Consider the following 25,825-nt stretch of genomic DNA (forward strand, 5'->3'; position numbering starts at 1 on the left):
TTTAATATTTAATACTGAATAAAATAGGTCTTTTCCTTTTCTTTCTCCTTAAAATAATAATAGGATATTCTCACCGCTTCTTCTGCCACTGCATCTAAAAACTCATCATCTGGCCTAGTTAAAAACTCATAAATAACTTCATTATTTACTACAATACTTATTTTGGTATTTCTACCAAGGCTCAGCTCCTCTAAGATGGTAATTATCTCGTTTCCATTAATATTTAAATCATTGTATTTATAATAATATTTGTCATAAAAATCTAGCCCAATTCTAGTTTTGGTATTATCCGTTATAATACCTTTTAGAATAAAACTATCATCTGGCAGAAGCTCTACCGCCTCTACTTTTTTTTTTCACCATTAAATTCGATTCTCTCTTTACTAATTATCTCCTTATCTTCATTAAAAAAAAGCAACATCACAATAACTACTTCATCATCATTAATAGTAACTTGAGTTGTAGATAATTTAATTTTTTCATTTGGGTTTAAAGTAAATACACCCTCCTGCGAATTATTCGATTGATTACCATTTGATGTCACACTATTTTTAATAACAGATAATCTATAAGAAGCGCTTTTAGTTATAGCCGTTTTATTTTCAGCAGTACCCGTTACTTTAATAGTATTTTCCATTTTATTCACTTCAATTTTAGCCTTTACTTCATCTTGTGGCACACTCTTTTGAGCGTAAACTAAGATTGTAGGTAATAAAAAACTGATCGTTATAAAATTTCTAAGTACTTGCATTTTAGTTACTTTTATTTATTATAATTATTGAAGCTCCATTGCCTGCTTGATTTACTTTCATATCCTTCGAAATAGAATTAGTACCAATACTTTTAATATTTAGATTATTACCGTTTTGCATCATCTGAGAATTAGTCTCATAGTTAGTTGCCTTAGTATAATCATTGATCGAATTGCTATTTCCGTTTTGAATTATATTAGCTTTAATTTTCGCAGCATTCTTGACTAGCATATAGTCATTATTATCTCCGTTTTGAGTTAGAGAGATGGAAGTTTCTCTTGAACTTACAATAATAGCTGAAGTATTGTAGTTACCTATTTGCTGAATTAAAATACCTGTAGTTCTATTTTTTTCTATAGCGTCTTTTTTATTTAAAGCATTTCCATCAACAAAAGTTGTTAAGATAGAAGCAACTTCTTTAGGTTTTAAAACTGAGAAATATTCGTTTTCTGCATTAGAATCGATCTTTAACTTTTGCGAAAATACAGAAGGTACCAAACACAGAAATAATACAGTATTTAATAAATATATCGTTTTCATTTTGCTTGTCTTTTAAAGTAAAAAGATGAGATAGTTTTATTTAGAACTACCTCACCTTTTTTTTTAATTCATAGAAATTTACATTCCTGATTGAGTATTATTAATAGTGTTACCGTTTCCAAAAGAAAACCCAACATGTTGATGACCCGTACCAGATTGTACAACAGTAGAAGTATTATTATTACCTATCTGCATCGTATTCTCTACCAATTTAGTACCATTTTGAGTTAATGAAGCAACGTTTCTGTTTCCATATTGATAATGATTAGAAACATTTCCATCAGCCATAGATGTACCAGTTGGAGAAGTTTGTGTTTGAGAAGAGTCATTACCTATACCACCTTGGCTAGCATAAGCAGAGTTACCATCTCCAGTCTGCAACTGCAGCGCTCTGTTGTTTCTATGTGGAGAAACTGGCACTACAACACCTCCTGCAAGACCTATCTGTGCAGTACTAAAAACTGCTGTGGTTGATGGAATATCATTACCTGAAGTACCTTGATCTACTGTCGCAGTATTGTTATCCCCTCTTTGTACTTGTCTAGCCCAATCAGATCCTTGAGTCGCTCCTGGAGCTCCAGCAACTTGATCTTGCCAAATAGTTGCACGGTTGTTATCTCCAACTTGTCTTTGGAAAGCCTCATTGTCTTGGTTACTTTGAGAAACGAATGCTGTGTTTGATTGGCCTCTTTGAAAAACCTCTGCACTATTTCTCATTGCATGTACCATAGAAGGCTGAGTACCTTGATAAACTGTTGATGTGTTGCTTCGACCATATTGATCTACATCCGAATCGTTAGCACCACCATTTTGATTCACGGTAGAACCATTTAGATTACCAACTTGGTTAACATTAGACATGTTAACTTGAGCAAATGACATCGCTCCTACAAATAGCATCGCTGAGACGCTTAAAACTACTTTTTTCATAATAAATATATTTAATTGGTTATTAATACAAGTTATTACGTAGGTTTTAAAAAAAGCCATGGGCTTAACTTTTTTTATTCTTTTTTTGTAGGTTATTTTTTTTAAGATTTGGGAATCTCTTGTTGTAAAAAGGAGATAGTCAGAAACAAATTGCTAAACGACTATTTCATTACTACAATTCAAATATAGAAATAATATTTCAATACATACCCCGTATAAACACTTGTTTTTCAAACAAATAATGGTTTTTTCGATAAAGTGTTACTCATAATCGATAAACTACACTTTAAATTTTAGAGTGTCTAAGAAAAAAACTACTCCGTTTAGTTTTTTAATACAAAAAAAGAAATAATCGCAAATTACTAGTTGTTTTTAAGATAATTTATAATGATTTCGACTAAATCAATATCTATTTGCGAATCCTATGGAGTAAACACAATAAATCTAGTATAAAATAGACAATATGCGGGCAAATCAAATTTAGTTGGTAAACCTACAAGTATATTTGTAGGAATAAAATAAATTCCTACTATTAAATCATGCTTCGATTTAACACCACTTTTAGAGAAATAGTAGTAGATCATCTTTAATAAAAACAAAATTCATTTGAATTTAAAAAAAACCATTTTACTTCATTCCAGATAAGCCATAAAAAAAACCGCCTTCTATTAGGAAGGCGGCTGGTAAGTATTAATTTTACAAAATTACTTCGTAAACAATAATTCTCTATACTTTGTTAAGGTCCAAAGTTCGTTGTCAACCAAAAGCTCTAATTTATCACAGTGCTCACGGATGATTTCAAAATAAGGCTTTACATTATCGCAATACGCTTCAGCCATTTTTTGTGCATCAGTCAAAACATTAGCTTTTTTCCTTTCATTAGTCATTGCCATCACCTTAGAATTAATTCCTTCTATGTGCTTCGATATTGATTTAATGATGATAATTTGTTCCTTAGCAATGTTTTCAAAATCAGAACCAAAAATATCCTTCAATCCCTTTACGTTTTCAATTAAGGTGTTCTGGTATCGTATAGCAGTTGGAATAACGTGATTTGTTGCAATATCACCCAAAACACGTCCTTCTATTTGAATTTTCTTAGTATACTCTTCTAATTCGATTTCGTAACGTGCCTCTACTTCGATATGGTTCATAATTCCCATTTCTGAAAATAAATCTAAAGCTTGTTTTGATGCTCTAGCTTTTAAAGCTTGCGGAGTAGTTTTAAAATTACTTAAACCTCTTTTCTTAGCCTCTATTTCCCATGCTTCACTGTAACCATCGCCTTCAAAAAGGATCTTCTTAGAATGTTTAATATACTCTCTTAAAACATTAAAGATCGCATCATCCTTTTTCATGTCTTTAGTTTCAATCAAAGCATCTACCTCTTTCTTGAAGTCTTTTAATTGTTTTGCGACGATAGTGTTAAGAGTCGTCATTGCATTAGAACAGTTTGCAGTTGAACCCACGGCTCTAAACTCAAATTTATTACCTGTAAAAGCAAACGGAGAAGTTCTATTTCTGTCCGTATTATCCAAAATCACCTCTGGAATTTTACCAACGACATTAAGTTTAAGGTCGGTTTTTTCTTCAGGAGATAATTTCCCTTTGGTTACACCTTCTAATTCTTCTAACACTTTTGTTAATTGTGCTCCAATAAAAACAGAGATAATAGCCGGTGGCGCTTCATTTGCTCCTAGTCTATGGTCATTACTTGCTGTTGCAATTGCTGCTCTCAATAAAGCCTCGTAATCATTTACTGCTTTAATTGTATTAATAAAGAAAGCCAAAAACTGTAAATTAGTCATTGGCGTCTTGCTAGGGCTTAATAAGTTTACTCCAGTATCAGTTGCTAATGACCAGTTATTGTGTTTTCCAGAACCATTTACTCCTTTAAATGGTTTCTCATGTAGTAAAACTTTCAAATCATGACGTTCTGCTACTTTCTGCATTACATCCATTAATAAACAGTTATGATCAACTGCTAAATTTGTCTCTTCAAATATTGGTGCAAACTCAAATTGGTTTGGTGCAACTTCGTTATGACGTGTTTTAACAGGTATACCAAGCAACATACATTCTTGCTCCAAATCTCTCATGTATGTTAAAGCACGAGTGGGAATGGCACCAAAATAATGGTCATCTAATTGCTGCCCTTTTGCAGAAGTATGACCTAGTAAAGTCCTACCCGTCATCATTAAGTCAGGACGAGATTCTGCTAAAGATCTATCAATCAAGAAATATTCTTGCTCCCAACCTAAAGTGGCAGTAACTTTCTTTACGTTTTTATCAAAATATTTACACACATCAGTAGCTGCTTCATCAATAGCTGATAAAGCTCTTAATAAAGGTATTTTATTATCTAATGCTTCTCCTGTATATGAAATGAATACAGTTGGGATACATAAAGTAGTACCATATATAAAAGCAGGAGATGTTGGGTCCCAAGCCGTATAACCTCTAGCTTCAAATGTATTTCTAATTCCACCATTTGGAAAACTAGAAGCATCTGGCTCTTGTTGCACTAATTGCGCACCTCCAAATTTCTCAACTGGATCACTCCCATCATAAGACGTTTCAAAAAAAGCATCATGCTTCTCAGCAGTCGCACCTGTAAGTGGTTGAAACCAGTGTGTATAATGTGTTACACCTTTAGACAGCGCCCACTCCTTCATACCCATTGCTATGTAGTCGGCTAATTTTCTATCAATTTTTGTACCATGTAGCACTGCACTTTGAACACCTTTTAAAGCATCCGAAGTTAAATACTGCTTCATTGCCTTTTCGTTGAACACATTTGAACCGAAAATAGCAGATTTTTTTCCTGATTCTTCAAATTGAACTGGTTTTCTTGTGGAAGCTTCTCTCAAAGCTTGGAAACGAATTGTTGACATATTTTTTTTTTACAAAGTTAATGATTTGTCTTCAAAAAAATAGAACAACCAGTATGATAATATAATAAAAATACATCCAAATAATAGTAATTCATAAATTGAACCCTATTAAAAATAGGGTTTTAATAAAAATAGTACCTCTATAAACAAAATACCCCCTCTGTTTTTAGCAAAAGACAAAATATCTATATATTTGCAAAAAAAGTAAATAAGCAACAAAACTTTGTTACCATGGCAAAAATAAAATTAGAATACATTTGGTTAGACGGATACGAACCAACTCAAAACCTTAGGAGTAAAACTAAAGTTGAAGAACACGAAAATTTTAAAGGAACTTTAGCTGAAATTGGAAATTGGTCTTTTGATGGTTCATCAACTCGACAAGCAGAAGGCGGTTCATCTGATTGTTTGTTAGTTCCTGTTGCGATTTACCCAGACCCAACTCGCCTTAACGGTTACTTGGTAATGACCGAAGTTATGAACGCAGACGGCACACCACATTCCTCTAATGGAAGATCTACAATTGATGATGATGGTGATTTCTGGTTTGGTTTTGAGCAAGAATATTTTATCATGGACACTAAGACCCTTTTACCTTTAGGTTTCCCTATTGGTGGGTATCCAGCTCCTCAAGGAATGTATTACTGCTCTGTAGGTGGGAAAAATACACACGGAAGAGCATTAGTTGAAGAACATGCAGACTTGTGTATCGCAGCTGGAATTAATTTTGAAGGAATTAATCAAGAAGTTGCCTGCGGTCAGTGGGAGTTTCAACTGTTTGCACAAGGTGCGAAAAAAGCAGGTGATGAAATTTGGGTAGCAAGATATTTATTAGACCGTTTAACTGAAAAATACGGTTACTACATTGAGTACCACCCAAAACCACTTGGAGACACGGATTGGAATGGATCAGGAATGCATGCTAACTTTTCTAACGAAGTCCTTAGAACTTGTGGGTCTCAAGAAACCTACGAAAAAATTTGTGAAGCTTTCCGCCCAGTAACCGCTGAGCATATCGCTGTTTATGGTGCTTATAATGATTTACGTTTAACTGGTAAACATGAAACTGCTTCTATTCATGACTTCTCTTATGGAATATCTGATCGAGGATGTTCAATACGTATTCCTTTAATGACAGTTCAAAAAGGATGGAAAGGTTGGCTTGAAGATAGAAGACCAGCGTCAAACGGAGATCCTTATAAAATTGCTGCACGAATTATACAAACAGTAAATTCAGTTTTATAATCTAAACCTCTTTACAAAATTATAAAAGTGCTATTATTTTTAATGGCACTTTTTTTATTTTCGCACTACAACAAGTTTTCATATAAATAATTAGAAATTAAGAATCAAAAGGTATCTTTGTGTGAGAAACTAAAAATAAAGTTATGATTATCTGGATTTCTTTTTTCGTTATTATCATTATAATTCTTGCCTTAGATTTAGGGGTTTTTAATAAAAATCCTCATATAATAAGCTCCAAAGAAGCAACCAAATGGACCGCAATCTGGATTACAATATCCTTTTTATTCTCCGGTGTGATCTATTGGATCTATGGTAATGGCTATATTGAAAACCCCGATAATTTAAAACCTTTAGCCGCTTCAATAAAATACATCACTGGTTATTTAATTGAATTATCATTGAGTATTGATAACATTTTTGTCATTGCAATTATCTTTTCCGCCTTTAAAATACCCCAAAAATATCAACATCGTGTACTTTTTTGGGGTATCCTTGGTGCCGTCTTTTTTAGAGGTTTGATGATCTATTTTGGTGTTCTAATTATCAATAAATTCGCCTGGACCACATACATATTTGGAGCTTTCTTAATTTATACTGCTGTAAAAATGTTATTAACAGGTGATGATGATCAATTTGAACCTAAAAAGTCTTTTGTTTATAAAGCTTTAAAGAAAATAATGCCAATTTCGAATCATATTGATGGTGAACATTTTTTTGTAAAAAGACGTCACTTAACCGCTGCAACACCACTTTTTGTCGCCTTGGTTGTAATTGAAGTTATGGATGTTGTTTTTGCAGTTGATAGCGTGCCTGCAATTTTAGCTATCACAAATGATCCTTTTTTAGTATTTAGCTCTAATATCTTCGCAATATTAGGACTTAGATCTATGTACTTTTTCTTGGCTAATATGCTAGAAAAATTCAGTTACCTCGAGTACAGTCTAATTGTAATTTTAACCTTCGTAGGAGTAAAAATGATTTTACAAGATTTCATAGAAATTCCGGAATGGGTGTCCCTTGCTGTTATAGCGCTGTCACTACTTTCCGGAGTAGTGTTTTCCCTTTATAAAAATAAAGCTAAATAGCAATTTTAGAATTACTTAAATAAAAAAAGGATAGCTGTGCTATCCTTTTTTTTTTGCAAATTATAATTTTGAATTAAAAGTTGATTTTTTGAACTTGACTTTCTTTTAAATTTAGAGCGGCCATAACAGCAATATAATTATTTTTATTGACTGATGACAATAAATTAGTCGGTAAGATGACAATCCTAAAAGTTTGATTATCGATATATTGAGGAGTAATCAGTAAATTATAAGTTCCTCTGGCAGTGATAAAAAAATCTTTTTTACTAAAATCAAAATCGTAATCTAATTCATTTCCATTAGAGAGATAAATTGTTCTTGGTATTAATTGCCAAATTGGAGTAGTAGAATTTACAAGGCCGCTCATTCTATAAACTAATATAGTTTCATCATTAAATAAATCTCCTCCGATTTCAAATTGAAAAGTACTTGAAATATTATATTCATTATCAGCAACTCTACCTAAATTAACATTCTTAATTTCAAATGCTTGTGGTATCGTGTCATTATCATTGATAGGCGCTACCTCAGATACTGTGCAACTTTGTAGACTCACTATTCCAATTAGCGCTAAAAGGGTAAATAATTTTTTCATAATAATAATTGTTTAAGGTTGTATTTTCTATTAAAGTGTGATTTTTTGTATATCGCTTTCTTTCAAATTTAATTTTGAAACTACATCAAAATAATCTTTCTTGTTCACCTGCTTGGCAAAGCTCCCTGGTACTATGACAACACGAAGTAATTGATTCAATCTAAACGATGTTGGCACCGTATTTAAATTAGCCCCTACCAAGTATACGGTAACATCTCTTAAGGAATAATCATATTCATAACCAAAATCAAATGAACCGTCGTTGTAAAAATGATCTTCTGGTAACAAAGCCCAAACCTCTTTACCTTGATAAGTTCCGGTTAATCTATATACCAACACCTCATCCGAAGCAAATATTTTTGAATTAAAAATAATCTGTTTACTAAAAGAATTAGAAGCGGTAAAAGAGGTTGGAACTTCAAATACTTCACTTGAAGAGGTATCTTCTATATAAACTTCATCGGTGATCGTACAACTTTGCAAACTAAGGACGCCAATAAAGGCTAAAAGGGTAAATAATTTTCTCATGATGTCGTAATTTTATTTGTTCTTTTTTACAATATTCATTAACTGTGCCAAAAAATATTTTAATAATAATTTGTAGCTTTGAATTATGGAAAAGCAACTTAAACTATACATGGTAATGCTAGGCTGTACACCGAAAGGACGTCTAACAGAGCAACACGATATTTTTTTTGGAATTGGAACTTCTGTTAAAGATTTAGTTCCAGAAATGAAGGCTTTTTGGCCTGAAGCTAAAGGAAAAATTCATATTGATGCTTGGCGCGAAATCACAGCTGTTGATAATCATTTGATTCAAGTTATTGATAAAACTGAAAAACAGCCCGAAAATGAAAATACTTTGTTTTTCATTAATTTAGGTGGATATAAAAAAGGAGAGTTTGAAGAATACCATTATAAAATGGTAACTGTATCCAAAACGCTAGGCGCAGCTACCAGAAAGGTTAAATCAACTACTTTTTTCAAGCATTGTGGTTTTGAAGGAGCAGGAGCATCTCATATTGATGATAAATATGGTATCGATGTAGATGAAACACACAGAGTTAATGATATTTTAGACTCGCAGTATAAAGATCAATACGGCTTAAAAATAACGAAATCCAATCAGCCATTAGAAGAAGACGAATTGCATATAGGTTATGTGAAAATAAAAACTATATCCGTATAGTTCTCTTAGTATAGCTCTTGTGTTGACACAAAATAAAAAGGACTTTCATAACAGTATGAAAGTCCTTTTTATTGCATTTATTTTACTAATCCACTATTAGTTTTCAATACTTTACTAAAAAAAAGAACATGATATGGAAGTGCGTTTTCCCAATAATCCCAAGTATGTGCTCCAGGACGTTCTGTAAAATCATGCTTAACTTTAGCTACAACTAATCGTTTATGCAACTCCCTATTAGATTCTAGCAAAAAATCGTTTACACCACAATCTATTATTAGCGATAGATTATTATCAGCCATCTTATTAACCATATTTAAAACAGCATAGGAAGCATATGTTTCTTGCGATTTACCTTCTTTTCCAAACACAGGTTCCATTAATTTCGTAATTCTTTCTTTAGATTCAGCTGTGATCATGCTTCCCATGTCTACCGCACCACTCATACTACCCGCTGCGCAAAAAAGTTCGGGATGTTTACCTGATAAATATAAGGCTCCATGACCACCCATAGATAGCCCTGTAATCACTCGACCATTTCGATCATTAATCGTTCTGTACGTATTGTCAATTTTATTAACAACTTCCTTAGTAATATAAGTTTCAAACTGACTACCATTGCTTAGCGGACTATCTAAATAAAAACTAAATGTTTCTCCCTCGGGCATTACAATGATCATATTATATTGATCTGACAATTGATGTAATAAATTTTTATTCGGAGTTTTAGATAGCCAACTATCAAAATGACCATAAGCCCCATGAAGCAAATACATTACGGGGTAATTTGTTGTACTTTTAGCATAAGAGCTAGGTAAAACGACAGCCGCTTTATACATCTTGTTCATGGAAACACTAGGGATTTGCAACGTATCCACTGTCGCACCATAAGATGATGTGATCTGAACCAGTAGAAGAAATAATAAAAGAATTTGAAGTTTTTTCATGTTAGATAGTTTTGTAGTAAAAAAGTAAATATACTGCTTTATGATAAAAATCTGATAATCCATTGCAACCAAAAAAAAGACCTTTCGTTTTGAAAGGTCTTTTAGTTATCTATTGTAAATCTCTGTATAATTGAAATAAGCGATTCACACACTTTTTGCTCCGCAAAAACAATCACGTTATCTAATGAGTTAGATCCCGATAAAAATCGGGATAAGCGATTCACACACTTTTTGCTTCACAAAAACAATCACGTTATCTAATGAGTTAGATCCCGATAAAAATCGGGATAAGCGATTCACACACTTTTTGCTTCACAAAAACAATCACGTTATCTAATGAGTTAGATCCCGATAAAAATCGGGATAAGCGATTCACACACTTTTTGCTACGCAAAAAGTGGTTCTCTGCTTACATATTTCTTCTATACTGACCACCTACTTCAAATAAAGCAGCAGTGATTTGTCCAAGCGTACACACTTTAGTAGCTTCCATTAAATGATCGAATAAATTTTCGTTTTTAATGGCTGCATCTTGAATATTATCTAACTGTATTTGAACTTGCTTCGCATTCGCTATATGTAAATTCTCTAATGTCTGAATTTGGAATTGCTTTTCCTCTTCAGTCGCACGAATTACCTCAGCTGGAATCACTGTAGGAGATCCTTTTGAACTCAAAAAGGTATTTACCCCAATGATTGGGAACTCACCAGTATGTTTCAAGGTTTCGTAGTATAAACTCTCTTCTTGAATTTTAGAGCGTTGGTACATCGTTTCCATAGCACCAAGCACTCCTCCACGTTCCGTAATTCTGTCGAATTCTAGTAAAACAGCCGCTTCTACTAAGTCTGTTAATTCTTCAATGATGAATGAACCTTGAATTGGGTTTTCGTTTTTGGCTAGACCTAATTCTTTGTTTATAATCAGTTGGATTGCCATTGCACGACGCACAGATTCCTCTGTAGGTGTTGTAATCGCTTCATCATACGCATTGGTATGCAACGAGTTACAGTTATCATAAATAGCGTATAACGCTTGTAATGTGGTACGAATATCATTAAAGTCAATTTCTTGAGCATGTAACGATCGTCCTGATGTTTGAATATGGTATTTCAACATTTGAGCTCTCTCGTTTGCACCGTATTTCGTTTTCATGGCTTTCGCCCAAATTTTACGCGCTACACGACCAATAACTGCATACTCAGGATCTACTCCATTTGAAAAGAAGAAAGATAAATTAGGTCCGAAATCATTAATATTCATTCCGCGACTTAAGTAATACTCTACATAAGTGAATCCGTTTGAAAGTGTAAACGCTAACTGCGTAATTGGATTGGCTCCCGCCTCAGCAATATGGTATCCTGAAATTGAAACTGAATAGAAATTTCGAACATTATTTGTAATGAAATATTCCTGAACATCACCCATTAAACGCAATGCAAATTCTGTAGAAAAAATACAGGTATTTTGAGCTTGATCTTCTTTCAAAATATCAGCTTGAACTGTTCCACGAACTTGAGAAAGTGTTCTCACTTTGATTTCTTTATAAACCTCTAGAGGCAATACTTGGTCTCCAGTCACACCTAGAAGGTACAAACCTAAACCATTATTTCCTTCGGGTAAATCACCATTATACGCAGGGCGAGCAACTCCTTTTTCTTTGTATATCGCTTTAATTTTAGCATCAACTTCTTTCTCTAAGTCATTTGCTTTGATGTACAATTCACATTGTTGATCGATAGCTGCATTCATAAAGAAACCGAGCAACATGGGCGCTGGCCCATTTATAGTCATACTTACTGAAGTTAATGCATGCACCAAGTCAAAACCAGAATACAATTTTTTAGCATCATCCAAACAACAAATAGAAACTCCGGCATTACCAATTTTCCCGTAAATATCAGGACGTAAGTGCGGATCGTTTCCGTATAAAGTTACACTATCAAAAGCTGTAGACAAACGTTTGGCCGGTAATCCAGCACTAACATAATGAAAACGCTTGTTTGTTCTTTCAGGCCCACCCTCTCCAGCAAACATACGAGAAGGATCTTCACCTTCTCTTTTAAACGGGTACAATCCTGATGTAAAAGGGAATTCTCCAGGAACATTTTCTTGTAAGCACCATCTCAATATATCTCCCCAAGCCTCGTATTTAGGCAAAGCAATTTTAGGTATTTGAGAGTGTGACAAGGACTCTGAATGTGTTTTTATTTCGATTACTTTATCTCTTACTTTAAAGGAGTAAATAGGATCTTTGTATTTATTTACTTTTTCGTCCCAAGTCAGGATTACTTCCCAATTGTAGGGATCTAAATCCATTTTTACTTTATCAAATTGATTTAGTAAAAGGTTTAGAAAGATATTATTCTCATCTTGTTCCTTTACTGCAGATGGGTAAACAGATTCATCATCAATTCCTACTTTATTAATAACAGGAACGTTTCCTGAAACGGATTCGATTGTTTTGAAAATTCCGTACAACTTTTGAGCTACTTTTTGTTGACTTAAGGCAGTTTCATCATATTTACGATTACTTTCGGCAATTTCAGATAAATAACGGGTTCTATGTGGTGGAATCACAAAGATTTTTTCACTCATTTCACGAGTTACTTCAAAAGTAGATTTTAGGTCGGAACTTGTTTTTTCGACTACTTTATCCATGATCGCTTTGTAAAGCGTATTCATTCCTGGATCATTGAACTGCGAAGCAATCGTCCCGAAAACAGGCATATCATCTGGACTTGCGTCCCAAAGGTTATGATTGCGTTGGTATTGTTTTTTCACATCACGAAGTGCATCCAAAGCACCACGTTTGTCAAATTTATTAAGCGCTACTAAATCGGCAAAATCAAGCATATCGATTTTTTCTAATTGCGTAGCAGCTCCAAATTCTGGTGTCATAACGTACAATGAAACATCAGAGTGGTCCATTATCTCTGTATCTGACTGCCCGATTCCAGAAGTTTCTAGAATGATAATATCATACTTTGCTGCTTTAATTACCTGAATAGCATCGGCAACATATTTAGACAAAGCCAAGTTAGATTGACGCGTAGCCAATGATCTCATGTACACACGAGGATTATTAATAGCATTCATACGAATTCTATCTCCAAGTAACGCTCCACCTGTCTTACGTTTTGATGGATCTACAGAGATTAATCCGATTGTTTTCTCAGGGAAATCAATTAAAAAGCGACGAACCAATTCATCTACTAATGATGATTTACCTGAACCACCTGTTCCTGTAATACCTAAAACTGGAGTTTTACAGTTTTCGTTCATTTTATGTATCGCCTCTAAAGCCGGCTTAGCAATAGCAGTGAAGTTCTCTGCTGCCGATATAATTCGGGCAATTGCAGTTGGATTTTTTGAAGCTAATTGCGCTACTTCACCCGTTAATTTATCTCCTGTAGGAAAATCAGATTGTTGCACTAAGTCATTGATCATTCCTTGCAATCCCATAGATCGCCCATCATCAGGTGCGTAAATACGTGTGATTCCGTAGGCTTGAAGTTCGGCAATTTCCGATGGTAAAATAACACCACCTCCTCCACCGAAGATTTTGATATGTCCTGCCCCTTTTTCTTTAAGTAGGTCATGCATATACTTAAAGTATTCATTATGACCACCTTGATATGATGTCATCGCAATAGCATTTGCATCTTCTTGAATAGCAGTATTTACTACTTCTTCAACACTACGGTCGTGTCCTAGATGAATTACCTCTACTCCAGTAGATTGAATAATTCGTCTCATTATATTTATAGCTGCATCATGACCATCAAATAATGAGGCTGCAGTTACTATTCTTACTTTATTCTTAGGAATATACGGTGTTTGTGGATTCATTTTGAGAATATGATAATTTTAAGAGTGCAATTTACAAAAATTTTTAATGATTGTTCACTCTTCCTTTGAGATGTTAATAAAAAAGCAGAAAACGTGATAAATAGCCCTGATGGAAGTGGCATCCCAGACTGTAATTGCTAATAGAGCAATTACAGTCTGGATATATCGGACAGGAGGACCACTGTTCCGAAATATAACATAAAGTTGTTGCTTCTAAAGAAAATTATACCGCTCTATTTTTAATTAAGTAGTATTTTTGGAACAAATAAAACATATCATGAAAAAATTTCTATTCTTACTTAGCATTTTTACCCTTACTAGTTGCGCAGAGCTACAACAAATAGCAAATCAATATCCTGCCATAGGAACTAATGGAACCTTCAATATTTCCGCTGGATTGAAAGAAGCTTTAAACAACGGAATCACAAAACAAGTTACAAAATTAACAGCAACTGATGGTTTTTTCAGAAACGAAGCTGTAAAAATTTTATTACCCGAAGAGTTGCGAAAAGTAGATGCAGGGTTAAGAAGCATTGGACTTAGCTCTCTAGCTGATGAAGGACTAAAAGTACTAAATCGTGCTGCCGAAGATGCAGTAAAAGAGGCTACACCAATATTTGTAGACGCAATTAAGAATATGACTTTTACAGATGCCAGAACAATATTATTGGGAAGCAATATAGCGGCGACAAACTACTTACAAAACAGCACATCGACTGCATTGTACAGTAAGTTTAACCCTGTTATTAAGAACTCGTTTAGTAAAGTAGGCGCAGATCAGGTTTGGACCAATATAATCACCAAATACAACAGTATTCCTTTTGTAAAAAAAGTAAACCCTGATTTGAATGATTATGTTACTACTCAGGCAATGGTAGGTGTATTTAAAATGATCGCAGTTGAAGAACAAAATATAAGAACAAATATCAGCGCGCGTACTACTCCTTTACTACAATCAGTTTTTGCAATGCAAGATAAAAAATAAGTAACCATTGTACCTAAATTCGAAAAATGATGCAAAAAATCACCATTTTAATTCACTGCGAAGATCAGAAGACAATAATTGCATCAGTCACGAACTACATCGGTTCAATTGACGGTAATATTACGTACTTAGACCAACATGTTGACCCTGAAGAAAACGTATTTTTCATGAGATTAGAATGCGAATTTGAAAATGCTAAGTGGGACTTAGAAAAAATCAAAATTAATTTTGAGATTGAAATTGCGCAACGATTTAATATGTCATGGGAAATTTATACGCAAGAATACAAACCTAGGATGGCACTTTTTGTATCTAAATATGAGCATTGTCTTTACGATATACTAGGTCGGTATAGTGCAGGAGAATTAGCAATTGAAATTCCTCTGATAATAAGTAATCATGATGACTTAAGACCAATTGCGGATCGATTCAATATTCCTTTTCATCATGTTCCTTTTAATAAGGAGATCAAACAAGAGGGAGAGCAACGGCAAATTGCGCTCTTGCAAGAATACCAAGTAAATTTTATTGTCCTTGCACGCTACATGCAAATTATAACCCCTAATTTAATAGGCTTGTATAAAAATAAGATCATTAATATTCACCATTCTTTTTTACCTGCTTTTCCAGGAGCTAAGCCTTATCATTCGGCTTTCAAACGCGGCGTAAAGATTATTGGAGCAACTAGTCACTATGTTACCGACGAATTGGATGAAGGACCAATTATTGCTCAAGATATTACGAGAGTAACACACAGCCATTCTATTGAAGATTTCATAATAAAAGGAAAGGATGTAGAACGATCTGTTTTAGCAAAAGCAATACAACTCCATGCAGAGCGAAAAACTATGGTTTACAATAATAAAACCATCATTTTTACCTAATGATCTGAAGTAGTAAAACGGTGTACATTAAATTCTAATTAGTAAAACAAACCTTGAAGGCTTCTTATTGATTTTTTAAAAAAATCTAATTAATAAAACACACCATTTAAAAGTTAACTTATAGACAACAAACTAATAACAGAAAATTAACAGAAGAACATTTAGATATACCTGATCTTTGCAGGAGTAATAAACTGGTTATTTATTATTGGTTTTGGTTAGTTAAAGAATTGCCGGCATTTTAAAATGCTGGCATTTTTTTTGGGATAAGCTGCATGTATGATAAAACAGCATCGTTAAAAATAGCTGCTTGCTCTACATTAACCACATGACCACAGTTCTCTATAATGTGTAATTTTGATGATTTGACATGACTAGCCACAACCGACTTAACAGAAGGCAAAAACATGTAATCCTCTTTACCCATAACGTATAATGTTGGGATATTTAACTCCACATGTCGGAACCACTTCAAAACGGGATTAATTTGAGCTGTTAATCGGAACCATTTTATAAATTCTTTTTGGCACAACTTTTTAGCCTCATTAATAAAAAGAAGACGTGACTGTTTATGATTTTCTCTTGGCATAATGATAAAAGCAAAGAGTTTATACAAAATCAAGTAGGGCATCACGTACTTAAATAAATTACCCACTCGCATCAATATTTGAGAGCGAAAATTCATTTTTAATATTGCTCCACCCAATATCATACTTTGAACCCTATTAGGATACATTTCGGCTAATTGTCTAATTAAAATAGTTCCTAAAGATATACCAACGAAATGCGAAGATTGAATTTTTAAATAATCTAAAACCTCTAAAATATCATTGGCTAATTCCGGAAAGCTGTAGCGTTGTTTAAAAGTAGCTTTAATAATAGACTGCGATTTACCATGACCACGTAAATCAAGTAGTAAAACATTGTAATGCTTTTGAAAATCTCTTATTTGCTTATACCATATAGAAGAACTACCTCCTGCGCCATGCACAAAGGTTACCCATTGGTCAGATATATCATTCTTAAAAATAGTATAGTTTATCACCTGTTTTTTGAGATAAAAATAATTAATTGAAACAGTACTGCAATTTTAGTCAAAAATAATAGTTTAGGAACCATTGTAAAATGTAAATTTGCAAAAAAAATAAAATGAGCGGAATACTGCAAGATGGAGATGAAATTGAGCAACTAAAAAAAGAATTTAAAGCACTTTCTGAACAAAAATCCATTATAAACAAAGATAACAATTGTATCAAAGATCAAAACAAAAAGCAAGAATTAATTTTAGAGCACTATGATTTATAGCCTTTTATGCAACATCCTAAAATAGTCAAATGCCTTGAGCAGGCGACTGCCGTACCAGGAAAACATTTCACCATCTACCAACACCGTTTGTGCTTTCTTTGTATAATTGCTAATCTCATACCCATCTTCTTTTTTGAAAGGATAGGGTTCTGAGGAAAGAAAAATAAAATCAGGATCACCCTCGGCTGTAATATCTTCGATAGCAACTTCTGGATAACGTCCTTTTCCCGTGTAAATATTTTCAAAATGGTTTAGACGCAACAACTCATTAATAAAATTATCGTCTCCTGCTACCATATATGGTTTTTTCCATATAAAGTAAGCTACTTTTTTTACTGGAAATGAAGCAATGAAGCTTTTAAATTCGATTAAAGAATAAGACAATTTATCATTCCATTTTTTGGCTTCCGTACGCACATTACATAGTTGACCAAAATCAGTAATCATTTGAAAATTATCCTCTATCGTCTGGATGTCTGTTATCCAAACAGTACATATTTCTCTCAGACGCTCTACCATTTCTTGAGTGTTTTCTTCTTTATTACAAATAATAAGATCAGGAAGTAAGGCCCTTATTTTACGATAATTAACTTTTTTTGTCCCACCGACAACTGTTTTAGTTGATTTGAAATGATAAGGATGCACACAAAATTTAGTAATCCCCACTATTCTAGTCTCTAATCCTAGATCATATAGCAATTCTGTTTGTGAAGGAACGAGCGAAATGATACGCTGAGGCGAAGTTTCAAAAGTATGTGTGGTTCCAAATTGATCTATTAGGGTTTTCATATTATTTCATTTAAAAACAACGGTTTTCTTATAACCACCATCCCCATAGCTAACGGGGACGCAACGATTCTGTAATGATCACAAACTATTTAAACCAATTAGGTATTAAGAATAGTAAGCCTATATAACTATAACTTACAATAGGGCAAAACCTTTTTTGTGCACTAATTTTTTTTTATTGTAACGAGAAAAAACTTTCGCTAAATGGAACTAAATCTCTTAGGGTCTCGAACTCTAAAAATTAGACAAATTAAACTTCAGACAAAATTTGCTGCATTTCCTGTTGCATTTTTAGCGCTTCTACTCTAGCTTTTTTAGCAAAATCGGTTCCGTTAGAAGCATAGATAATTCCTCTTGACGAATTTATTAGCAAGCCTACATTTGCATTCATTCCGTATTTGCATACTTCAGAAAGACTTCCTCCTTGTGCTCCCACTCCCGGAACTAGTAAAAAAGCATCAGGCACAATTTTTCTAACTTCAGTGAAATATTCTGCTTTTGTAGCACCTACAACATACATTAAATTTTCACTATTTTTCCATGACTTAGAGGTCTCTAATACCTGCTTGTACAATTCTTTTCCATCTACCTTTAGAGTTTGAAAATCAAAAGCACCTTCATTAGAAGTTAAAGCAAGCATAATGGTATGTTTATTTTCGAAAGCCAAAAAGGGCTCAACAGAATCCTTACCCATGTATGGAGCTATTGTAACACTATCAAAATTTAAATCTTCAAAAAAAGCTTTTGCGTACATAGATGAGGTATTACCTATATCACCACGCTTAGCATCAGCGATTGTGAAAATTTCTGGATACGTATCGTTAATATAGTTAATGGTTTTTTGCAAGGAAGCCCAACCTTTTAAGCCATAAGCTTCAAAAAAAGCAATGTTTGGCTTATAAGCAACACATAAGTCGTGCGTGGCATCAATTATGGCTTTATTGAATTCAAAAATTGGATCTTCTAGCTCTAAAAGATGTTTTGGGATTTTATCTAAATCGACATCTAATCCTACAGATAGAAATGATTTTTTTTCTTGAATTTGATTGTAAAGTTGCTGTGTTGTCATTATTAAAGTTGTGTGTCTGGCAAATTTACAAACTAGATTTTAAAATCCTTACTTATATTTCAGTTTACTTAAAATCATATTGAAAGCTAACTTATGATTTTGTAAAAATTATTAAAAATTCCAGATCACTATTGCTAGCGTGCTTTCCTATCTTTGCTAAACAAATCAAGAAAAACGACCATAGAGGCGATACAGAAGTAGGAATACCGCAAAAATTAGATGATATAATAAAGAACAGGTTAAACAGATGATTTGAAGACTAATAAATTTCTTAATGAAATACTCCTAAAACACAAAGCGCAAGCTTAGGTTTTAAGCAGCGACAGCAACTAAGGATCATTTTAGTCTTTAGGCAAGCATAAGTTTAAAAAGCTATCAATACAACTATATTACAATGATGTGACAGGCAAAGCTCACTCTATGAAAAAACCAAAGTTATCAGTACAGCATTATAAGCACAGCTTAAAATGATATCACTGTCAATTTTTTATTAGTAACTTTGATAGGATATTAATTTAATGTTGGCAGATTATTAACAAATAAAAACATTTATGGATTCAACACCTATCAAAACACATATCGTTAAAGACTTATTAGCCTTCACCCTTATTGTATTTATATCTTATATTTTAAGAGACTTTTTGATTCCAATATTATTCGCTATTTTATTAAGCGTCATGATCTTTCCAATAGTACGTTTTTTTGAAGCGAGATTGTATCTCAACAGAATATTTTCAATTACTATTGCTATCCTTATTTTTACTGCAATGATTTTTTTTGTTTTTACCTTAATTGGAATTCAATTTCAAAACATCTTGGATAAAAGCGATATGTATTATGATCAAATTATGGATAAAATTAATATTTTAATCAAGCAAACTGAAAATTATACTGGAATAAAAAGTGAAGATATTGTAGGAAATGGTCAAATTGAGGTAAAGAAAATTGTAAAAGAAAACTCTGAGAATATCTTAGCACTATTAACACGATCTGGTAGTATATTGAGCGATTTTATATTGACCCCTTTATATATGTTTTTTTTCTTGCTGTATCGAAGTTTTCTAATAAGCTTTTTACACAGAGCAACTGCTAACAATAGAAATAGCACTAGAGTTATTATGAGAAAATTATATGACGTACAACAAAACTACCTACTAGGACTAGGAAGCGTAATGATTATAGTTGGTTTATTAAACAGTATTGGTTTATTAATTTTGGGAATTGACTATCCTTTTTTCTTTGGTTTTTTATGTGCTTTGTTACTATTGGTTCCTTACATAGGTATAATCATTGGTTCGCTTCTACCTGCAGCTGTCGCTTTAGCCACAAAAGATTCCTATTGGTATGCAGTAGGAGTAATTGCCATATTTGGTTTTATACAATTTATAGAGGGGAATTTTATAACCCCTAAAATCACCGGTTCAAAAGTTTCTTTAAATTCATTCGCTTCAATACTTGCTATCATTTTATTTTCGATGTTATGGGGGATTCCAGGAATGATCTTAGCTTTACCTATGACAGCATCATTGAAAGTACTTTTTGATCACACACAAAAATTTAAGCCTATTGGATTTGTTTTAGGAGAGGCAGATGACAAATATTTTTCTAACAAAGCTAAAAATCGTTTGAGGGTTTGGAAGCGAATTAGAAGTCAAAAATAAAAATTAGATTTAGATTTAGAAACCTTAGATACGATAAGTATGAATTTAGAATTAGATATTTTTTATAAATCAATAAATCAAAGTTGGGCTAATTTTATAAGCCATTTACCAAATGTTCTATTTTCAATAGTGGTTCTATTGTTTGGTTTATTGATTATCAAAATGATAAATAAATATGCTAAACAATTTATCGTTTCTAAATCTAACGACCCATTGATTGCCGACTTTATTTTAAGCATCATCTCTTTAATTCTCACCGTTACATTGTTTGTCATTTGCCTAGGTGTTATTGGTTTTGATGATGTGACTAATAAAATTTTAGCAGGTGCTGGTTTAACGACATTCATTATAGGATTTGCACTAAAGGATATAGGAGAAAATTTCTTGGCCGGAATTTTAATGGCTTTTCAACGACCGTTTCGAATAGGTGATTTAATCCAAATTGATACTATAAAAGGACGAGTAATTGAAATGAATTTGCGTTCCACCACAATTAAAACGCTAGACGGTATAGATGCATATATTCCCAATGCTTCCATTCTTAAAAACAATCTTGAGAATTTTACAATTGACGAACTCTTGAGAAGTCAGTTCATCATTAGTATTTCACATGATGAAAAAATAGACGAGGCATTCCTACTCATAAATTCATTTCTGGAGCAAAACGAATTTGTATTAAAGTTTCCAAGTCATAAAACATTAGTTGAAAAAATTGAAAATGATGTGGTTATTATAGGTGTTTATTATTGGTATAAAACTGATGAAATAAAAGCTCCCGGGGATAAATTAAAATCAGATTTACAATTAGACATTTACAAAGCCCTTAAAAAAGGAGAATTTAATTTACCTACGAATGTTGTCTCAATAGAGAGAACTGCTAATAAATAACGAAACTCTTTTTCGCTCAGCAATGATTTTGCTACCCTCCTTTAATTGTAAAATAGATTAAATTTCCATAATCTTAAAACAAAACGATACATTATAAAACCAAAAAATGAGGTCTTTACAGACCTCATTTTTTGGTTTTAGTTATACGAGCAGAAATTACTTAACTAATAAAATTTCAACCCTTCTATTTTGCGCTCTTCCTTGTGGCGTTTTATTAGATGCAATAGGCTTAACGATGCCATATCCTTCAGATGAAAGGCGGTCAGCACTAATTCCTTTTGCTACCAAATATACTTTTACTGCAGCAGCTCTATCTTTCGATAATTGCAAGTTTTTGACAGCTAGTCCTGTACTATCTGTATAACCTTCTAAGATGAAATTAGCATTACTGTAATTATTCATCACCTTTACGATCTCTTCTAATTTAGCGTATGACTCTGGTCTAATAGTCGCTTTAGATGAATCGAATAACACTGCTCTTGAGAAGGTATTTAATTCTTTAAGTACTTCTGGAGTAACTTCAGGACAACCATTATTTGCAACCGTACCTTTTACAGAAGGACATTTGTCATCTTTATCAAGAATTCCGTCACCGTCAGTATCAGGCCATGGACAGCCGTTATTTTCTTCAGGACCAGCTACAGCAGGACATTTATCATCTGTATCTAATACACCATCTTTATCAGTATCTAAATAAGGACATCCTTTATTAGCTACGGGACCTGCTACAGTAGGACAAGCATCGTCTTTATCTGCAACACCATCTTTATCAGTATCCAATACTACTTCAACAACCTCAACCACTTCAACGACTTCTGTTACAGTAGCTTTCTTTTGATAAACAGGAATTTTTAATCCTAAATGAAAATCAACCGCTCTAGAATTATCTGAAATAATATTTGATAACGCAGATCCTGATCCGATAAAGAAAACTCCTGTACGTAAACCAACACCTACCTGTGTTTGTTTGCTATAATCCATATAAGAAACAGGAACATAGAAACTAAACCATTTAGATTCAAAACGAGGAGTTACGCTTACTCTGTTTGCAATACTATTTTGATTTAGTTCCGCTTTATTAACCAAATTCACATCTCCATTTACATTCAAGTAAAATTTTCTATGAATATTCCAATCTACATCTGCATGCAAAGCAGTAGGTAAAAACGATTTAACAGTACCATTTACCACAGTATTGACGTAATTGTTTTTAATAAAATCATCAAAATTATCAGCAGAATCATAATCTGCTTGACTTACTGTGTTGTTTAGGTTGTAATTATTTCTAACTCCTTTTTCATATTTCATTGAACCTAAATCAGTAATAGAAACTCCAAAACGAACTTTATACTTGTTAACCTCTTTCAGATTATTAATATCTGCTCTGGAAGCATCGTACTCCGGTCTCCACTCGTACACTAAACCTAAATCTAATCCAAAACCTCGAGATTTACTATCTAAATCGATTTTATCATTTGTAGAAAAATCTTGACTTGAACCATAAACCGCGGTTCCTGTTGTGGTGTAAGAGTCCAATAATGAGTTTCCAAAATCATTATATTGTAGGGTTACATTATCACCTTGAAAATGATAATTAGCAACTCCTTGCAAATATTTAGCAGTAAAACCTCCTTTTAGAAAGTGTTGCCCTTTTTGCATTAAAACCGCTGCATAGGAAACCCCTAATTCTCCCCATGAGTTACCCACAGCATTAGGATTTCCTAATGTAGCCGAAGGAAAACTATTTGAATTATCTTTAGTTACATCATTAATTACTTGACCATTTACATTTAAAACATTTACATAAGCCCTTGCTCTAGTAAAAATTGCTAACGAATGCTTAGGCGCAATGTTAAACATAAATGAAGGTCCCATAACATCCGTATTAAAAACAGCATTGTTATTTGCACTGAATGATTTTTTTGCTTGGGTATCAAAATCAAAACCAGATTTAAAAGCATCTGATATACTCACACCATAGGCATCATTAGTCGCTGAGGAACTAATAGAAAACAAATTGATATCTGTTTTAAAGCGGGAATCAACAATCGATGCTGGATTGAATAGTACTCCTTGAACTCCTGCATAATTATCATGGGTGTAGCCAAGATAAGACTGAGCACTTACTGAAACAAAACTAGCCATGGCAAGCACTGTTAAAAAACTTTTTTTCATTTGAATTCGAATTACATTGTATTCTTAATTTTTCGCAAAAATAGACATATTTTACTAGAAAATAGCTACTAATTCTTTGTTATTACAAACCCAAATATCTTTTTTGACTAAAAAAAAATACCATACTGAAAACACAGTATGGTATTTATAATAATAGTAAAGAATAGCCTAAAAAACTTCGCTAGCTTCTTTCAACTTTTCCATATTGTTAACTAAGGCAAGCTCTTCAACGATTTTCTGAATATCACCATTCATTATATTTCCTAAATCATACAATGTCAAACCAACACGGTGATCTGTTACACGACCTTGTGCATAATTATAGGTTCTAATTTTTGCCGAGCGGTCACCAGAACTTACTTGAGACGTACGTTTAGTAGCATCCTCAGCTTGTTTTTTAGCTAATTCCTGCTCGTATAAACGGGAACGTAGTACGCCAAAAGCCTTATCCTTATTTTTATGTTGTGATTTTTGATCCTGACATTGCGCTACTAATCCTGTTGGAATATGTGTTAAACGAACTGCAGATTTCGTTGTATTTACTGATTGTCCACCTGGTCCTGAAGAACAGAAAAAATCTACACGAACATCATTCATATCAATTTGTACATCAAACTCCTCTGCTTCTGGAAGCACCATAACAGTTGCTGCTGATGTATGCACGCGGCCTTGAGTCTCCGTTTGAGGTACACGTTGCACACGGTGTACTCCTGCTTCAAACTTCAAAGTTCCGTAAACATCTTCACCAGTCACTTCAAAAATCACCTCTTTAAACCCACCAGACGTACCCTCATTCATATCGACAACCGAAGTTCTCCAACCGCGGTTTTCACAATATTTAGTGTACATTCTGAATAAATCTCCAGCAAAAATACTCGCTTCATCCCCACCGGTACCGGCACGAATCTCAACCATTACGTTTTTAGCGTCTTCTGGATCTTTTGGGATCAACATGAATTTGATCTCTTCCTCAAGCTCCGGTAATCTTTCCTTTGCTTCCTCTAGCTGCATTTTGGCCATTTCGGTCATATCTGCGTCACTATTGTCGGCTATGATTTCATTTGCTTCTTCAATATTAGCCATCAAAAGCACGTATTCATCGCGCTTCTCAGCCAAAGCTTTCAAAGTCTTATATTCTTGATTCAATTGGACGTAACGCTTCTGGTCAGAAATTACATCCGGCTGAATGATTAAATCCGAAATCTCATCGAAACGTTGCTTTACTATTTGAAGTCTATCTAACATATTATTAGTCCTTATATTTGGAGTGCAAATTTACAAAAAATAGTTTACAGTTTCTCGATGTTGTTCTACAGATTTTTAAGGAGCTATTTCCAGCTATCCGCTCTATCTTTTTAGGGACTATTTCCTGCGTCAATAAGTCCAAAAAAGGATGCCGCTGCTATCTGGGCTAGATTATTTATACTTTTAGAAACAAGTTATTATTTAAAAGAGCGAAAATACTTTAAATACAATTTCTTAAAATCAAAAAAAAGAAATAAACTTGCTACTACTCTTGAATTGCGATTAGTAAATTTAAAAAAACAAAAGCCTAGTAATGAATCCTCAGAAAAAGAATAACCTCGGAAAACGTTTTATAGCTGGACTAATTGATTACACTATAATCTTCACCGTTTGCTATGTATTTATTTATTCCTTCGGATCTCCAAATGACGAAGGAGGCTATTCCGTAACTGGACTTCTTGCTCTAATACCAACGGTTATTTGGTTTTCATTTACCGTTTTACTTGAATTGCTTTTTGGTGCTACAGTGGGTAACTCTGTTGTTGGGCTTGAACCTAAATCTTTAACACGTAACAATGGACAACTTACTTTTAGCCAATCCTTCAAAAGGCATTTATTAGACCCACTTGATATGTTTCCGTTTGGCTTAATCGGCCTGATTACAATCAAAAATACCGCGATGCACCAACGTCTAGGTGATATTTGGGCGAAAACAATTGTAGTAAATAAAGATGTCATCAAGTAGAAACATTAAAATACATGCCAAGTTAATTTTTCCTAAATTGCAGTTACTAATATTT

Annotated in this window: 23 protein-coding genes; 9 read left to right on the top strand and 14 right to left on the bottom strand. The window is 33.4% G+C overall.

What is annotated here, in order from left to right; translation table 11 throughout:
• Positions 1-8: 8 nt before the first annotated feature.
• The 5 genes from H8R22_RS06995 to H8R22_RS07015 form a co-directional block, all read right to left on the bottom strand.
• Positions 9-329: a CsgE family curli-type amyloid fiber assembly protein gene (locus H8R22_RS06995; RefSeq protein ID WP_222616909.1), complete on the bottom strand. Its 321-nt coding sequence runs from the start codon at positions 327-329 to the stop codon at positions 9-11.
• 14 nt (positions 330-343) lie between these two features.
• Positions 344-751 carry a curli-like amyloid fiber formation chaperone CsgH gene (gene csgH, locus H8R22_RS07000; protein ID WP_187009742.1) on the bottom strand — a complete coding sequence of 136 codons (408 nt, stop codon included), beginning with the start codon at positions 749-751 and terminating at the stop codon, positions 344-346.
• A 1-nt stretch (position 752) separates the two neighbouring features.
• Positions 753-1,292, bottom strand: a complete 540-nt coding sequence (locus H8R22_RS07005; RefSeq protein WP_187009743.1) for a hypothetical protein — start codon at positions 1,290-1,292, stop codon at positions 753-755.
• A 78-nt stretch (positions 1,293-1,370) separates the two neighbouring features.
• The gene (locus tag H8R22_RS07010) at positions 1,371-2,222 is read right to left on the bottom strand and encodes a hypothetical protein (RefSeq protein ID WP_187009744.1); all 852 of its coding nucleotides are present in this window, start codon (positions 2,220-2,222) and stop codon (positions 1,371-1,373) included.
• 704 nt (positions 2,223-2,926) lie between these two features.
• Positions 2,927-5,116: a glutamine synthetase III family protein gene (locus H8R22_RS07015; protein ID WP_187009745.1), complete on the bottom strand. Its 2,190-nt coding sequence runs from the start codon at positions 5,114-5,116 to the stop codon at positions 2,927-2,929.
• Between the two features lie 231 nt (positions 5,117-5,347).
• On the opposite strand from H8R22_RS07015, the gene H8R22_RS07020 reads away from it, so the two are divergent.
• Together H8R22_RS07020 and H8R22_RS07025 are read left to right on the top strand one after the other, a co-directional pair.
• Positions 5,348-6,361: a glutamine synthetase beta-grasp domain-containing protein gene (locus H8R22_RS07020; protein ID WP_187009746.1), complete on the top strand. Its 1,014-nt coding sequence runs from the start codon at positions 5,348-5,350 to the stop codon at positions 6,359-6,361.
• A gap of 143 nt (positions 6,362-6,504) precedes the next feature.
• A complete protein-coding gene (locus tag H8R22_RS07025; protein ID WP_187009747.1) occupies positions 6,505-7,446 on the top strand; it encodes a TerC family protein in 942 nt (313 codons plus the stop codon).
• Positions 7,447-7,519: 73 nt separating this feature from the next.
• On the opposite strand, the gene H8R22_RS07030 is transcribed toward H8R22_RS07025, so the two are convergent.
• Together H8R22_RS07030 and H8R22_RS07035 are read right to left on the bottom strand one after the other, a co-directional pair.
• Positions 7,520-8,041 (bottom strand): hypothetical protein, encoded by a 522-nt coding sequence (locus H8R22_RS07030; RefSeq protein WP_187009748.1) that lies wholly within the window; start codon positions 8,039-8,041, stop codon positions 7,520-7,522.
• A gap of 30 nt (positions 8,042-8,071) precedes the next feature.
• A complete protein-coding gene (locus H8R22_RS07035; protein WP_187009749.1) occupies positions 8,072-8,569 on the bottom strand; it encodes a hypothetical protein in 498 nt (165 codons plus the stop codon).
• A gap of 85 nt (positions 8,570-8,654) precedes the next feature.
• Between H8R22_RS07035 and H8R22_RS07040 the strand changes: the two genes are divergently transcribed.
• Positions 8,655-9,230, top strand: a complete 576-nt coding sequence (locus tag H8R22_RS07040) for a DUF1543 domain-containing protein (protein WP_187009750.1) — start codon at positions 8,655-8,657, stop codon at positions 9,228-9,230.
• 77 nt (positions 9,231-9,307) lie between these two features.
• Here H8R22_RS07040 and H8R22_RS07045 read toward each other — a convergent pair whose 3' ends face one another.
• Positions 9,308-10,174, bottom strand: coding sequence for an alpha/beta hydrolase (locus H8R22_RS07045; RefSeq protein WP_187009751.1), 867 nt, complete (start codon positions 10,172-10,174; stop codon positions 9,308-9,310).
• A 409-nt stretch (positions 10,175-10,583) separates the two neighbouring features.
• On the bottom strand, positions 10,584-14,024 hold the full coding sequence (locus H8R22_RS07050) for a methylmalonyl-CoA mutase family protein (RefSeq protein ID WP_187009752.1): 3,441 nt from the start codon (positions 14,022-14,024) through the stop codon (positions 10,584-10,586).
• 277 nt (positions 14,025-14,301) lie between these two features.
• On the opposite strand from H8R22_RS07050, the gene H8R22_RS07055 reads away from it, so the two are divergent.
• A complete protein-coding gene (locus H8R22_RS07055; protein ID WP_187009753.1) occupies positions 14,302-15,009 on the top strand; it encodes a DUF4197 domain-containing protein in 708 nt (235 codons plus the stop codon).
• Between the two features lie 29 nt (positions 15,010-15,038).
• A complete protein-coding gene (purU, locus tag H8R22_RS07060; RefSeq protein ID WP_187010169.1) occupies positions 15,039-15,893 on the top strand; it encodes a formyltetrahydrofolate deformylase in 855 nt (284 codons plus the stop codon).
• A 241-nt stretch (positions 15,894-16,134) separates the two neighbouring features.
• Here the strand turns inward: purU and H8R22_RS07065 are convergent, their stop codons facing one another.
• The gene (locus H8R22_RS07065) at positions 16,135-16,938 is read right to left on the bottom strand and encodes an alpha/beta fold hydrolase (protein WP_187009754.1); all 804 of its coding nucleotides are present in this window, start codon (positions 16,936-16,938) and stop codon (positions 16,135-16,137) included.
• 104 nt (positions 16,939-17,042) lie between these two features.
• On the opposite strand from H8R22_RS07065, the gene H8R22_RS07070 reads away from it, so the two are divergent.
• Positions 17,043-17,198, top strand: a complete 156-nt coding sequence (locus H8R22_RS07070; RefSeq protein ID WP_187009755.1) for a hypothetical protein — start codon at positions 17,043-17,045, stop codon at positions 17,196-17,198.
• On the opposite strand, the gene H8R22_RS07075 is transcribed toward H8R22_RS07070, so the two are convergent.
• A complete protein-coding gene (locus H8R22_RS07075; RefSeq protein ID WP_187009756.1) occupies positions 17,193-17,987 on the bottom strand; it encodes an ABC transporter substrate-binding protein in 795 nt (264 codons plus the stop codon). The genes H8R22_RS07070 and H8R22_RS07075 overlap by 6 nt on opposite strands.
• Before the next feature lie 250 nt (positions 17,988-18,237).
• Positions 18,238-19,056 (bottom strand): orotidine-5'-phosphate decarboxylase, encoded by an 819-nt coding sequence (pyrF, locus tag H8R22_RS07080; protein WP_187009757.1) that lies wholly within the window; start codon positions 19,054-19,056, stop codon positions 18,238-18,240.
• 551 nt (positions 19,057-19,607) lie between these two features.
• Between pyrF and H8R22_RS07085 the strand changes: the two genes are divergently transcribed.
• A complete protein-coding gene (locus tag H8R22_RS07085) occupies positions 19,608-20,717 on the top strand; it encodes an AI-2E family transporter (protein ID WP_187009758.1) in 1,110 nt (369 codons plus the stop codon).
• 39 nt (positions 20,718-20,756) lie between these two features.
• A complete protein-coding gene (locus H8R22_RS07090; protein WP_187009759.1) occupies positions 20,757-21,605 on the top strand; it encodes a mechanosensitive ion channel family protein in 849 nt (282 codons plus the stop codon).
• 156 nt (positions 21,606-21,761) lie between these two features.
• Here the strand turns inward: H8R22_RS07090 and H8R22_RS07095 are convergent, their stop codons facing one another.
• The gene (locus H8R22_RS07095; protein ID WP_187009760.1) at positions 21,762-23,780 is read right to left on the bottom strand and encodes a DUF5723 family protein; all 2,019 of its coding nucleotides are present in this window, start codon (positions 23,778-23,780) and stop codon (positions 21,762-21,764) included.
• 168 nt (positions 23,781-23,948) lie between these two features.
• A complete protein-coding gene (gene prfA / locus H8R22_RS07100; protein ID WP_187009761.1) occupies positions 23,949-25,025 on the bottom strand; it encodes a peptide chain release factor 1 in 1,077 nt (358 codons plus the stop codon).
• Positions 25,026-25,338: 313 nt separating this feature from the next.
• Between prfA and H8R22_RS07105 the strand changes: the two genes are divergently transcribed.
• Positions 25,339-25,770: an RDD family protein gene (locus tag H8R22_RS07105; RefSeq protein WP_187009762.1), complete on the top strand. Its 432-nt coding sequence runs from the start codon at positions 25,339-25,341 to the stop codon at positions 25,768-25,770.
• Positions 25,771-25,825: the final 55 nt, after the last annotated feature.

This window comes from Flavobacterium kayseriense (genome assembly GCF_014305095.1).
In the GTDB taxonomy this organism is placed as follows: domain Bacteria; phylum Bacteroidota; class Bacteroidia; order Flavobacteriales; family Flavobacteriaceae; genus Flavobacterium; species Flavobacterium kayseriense.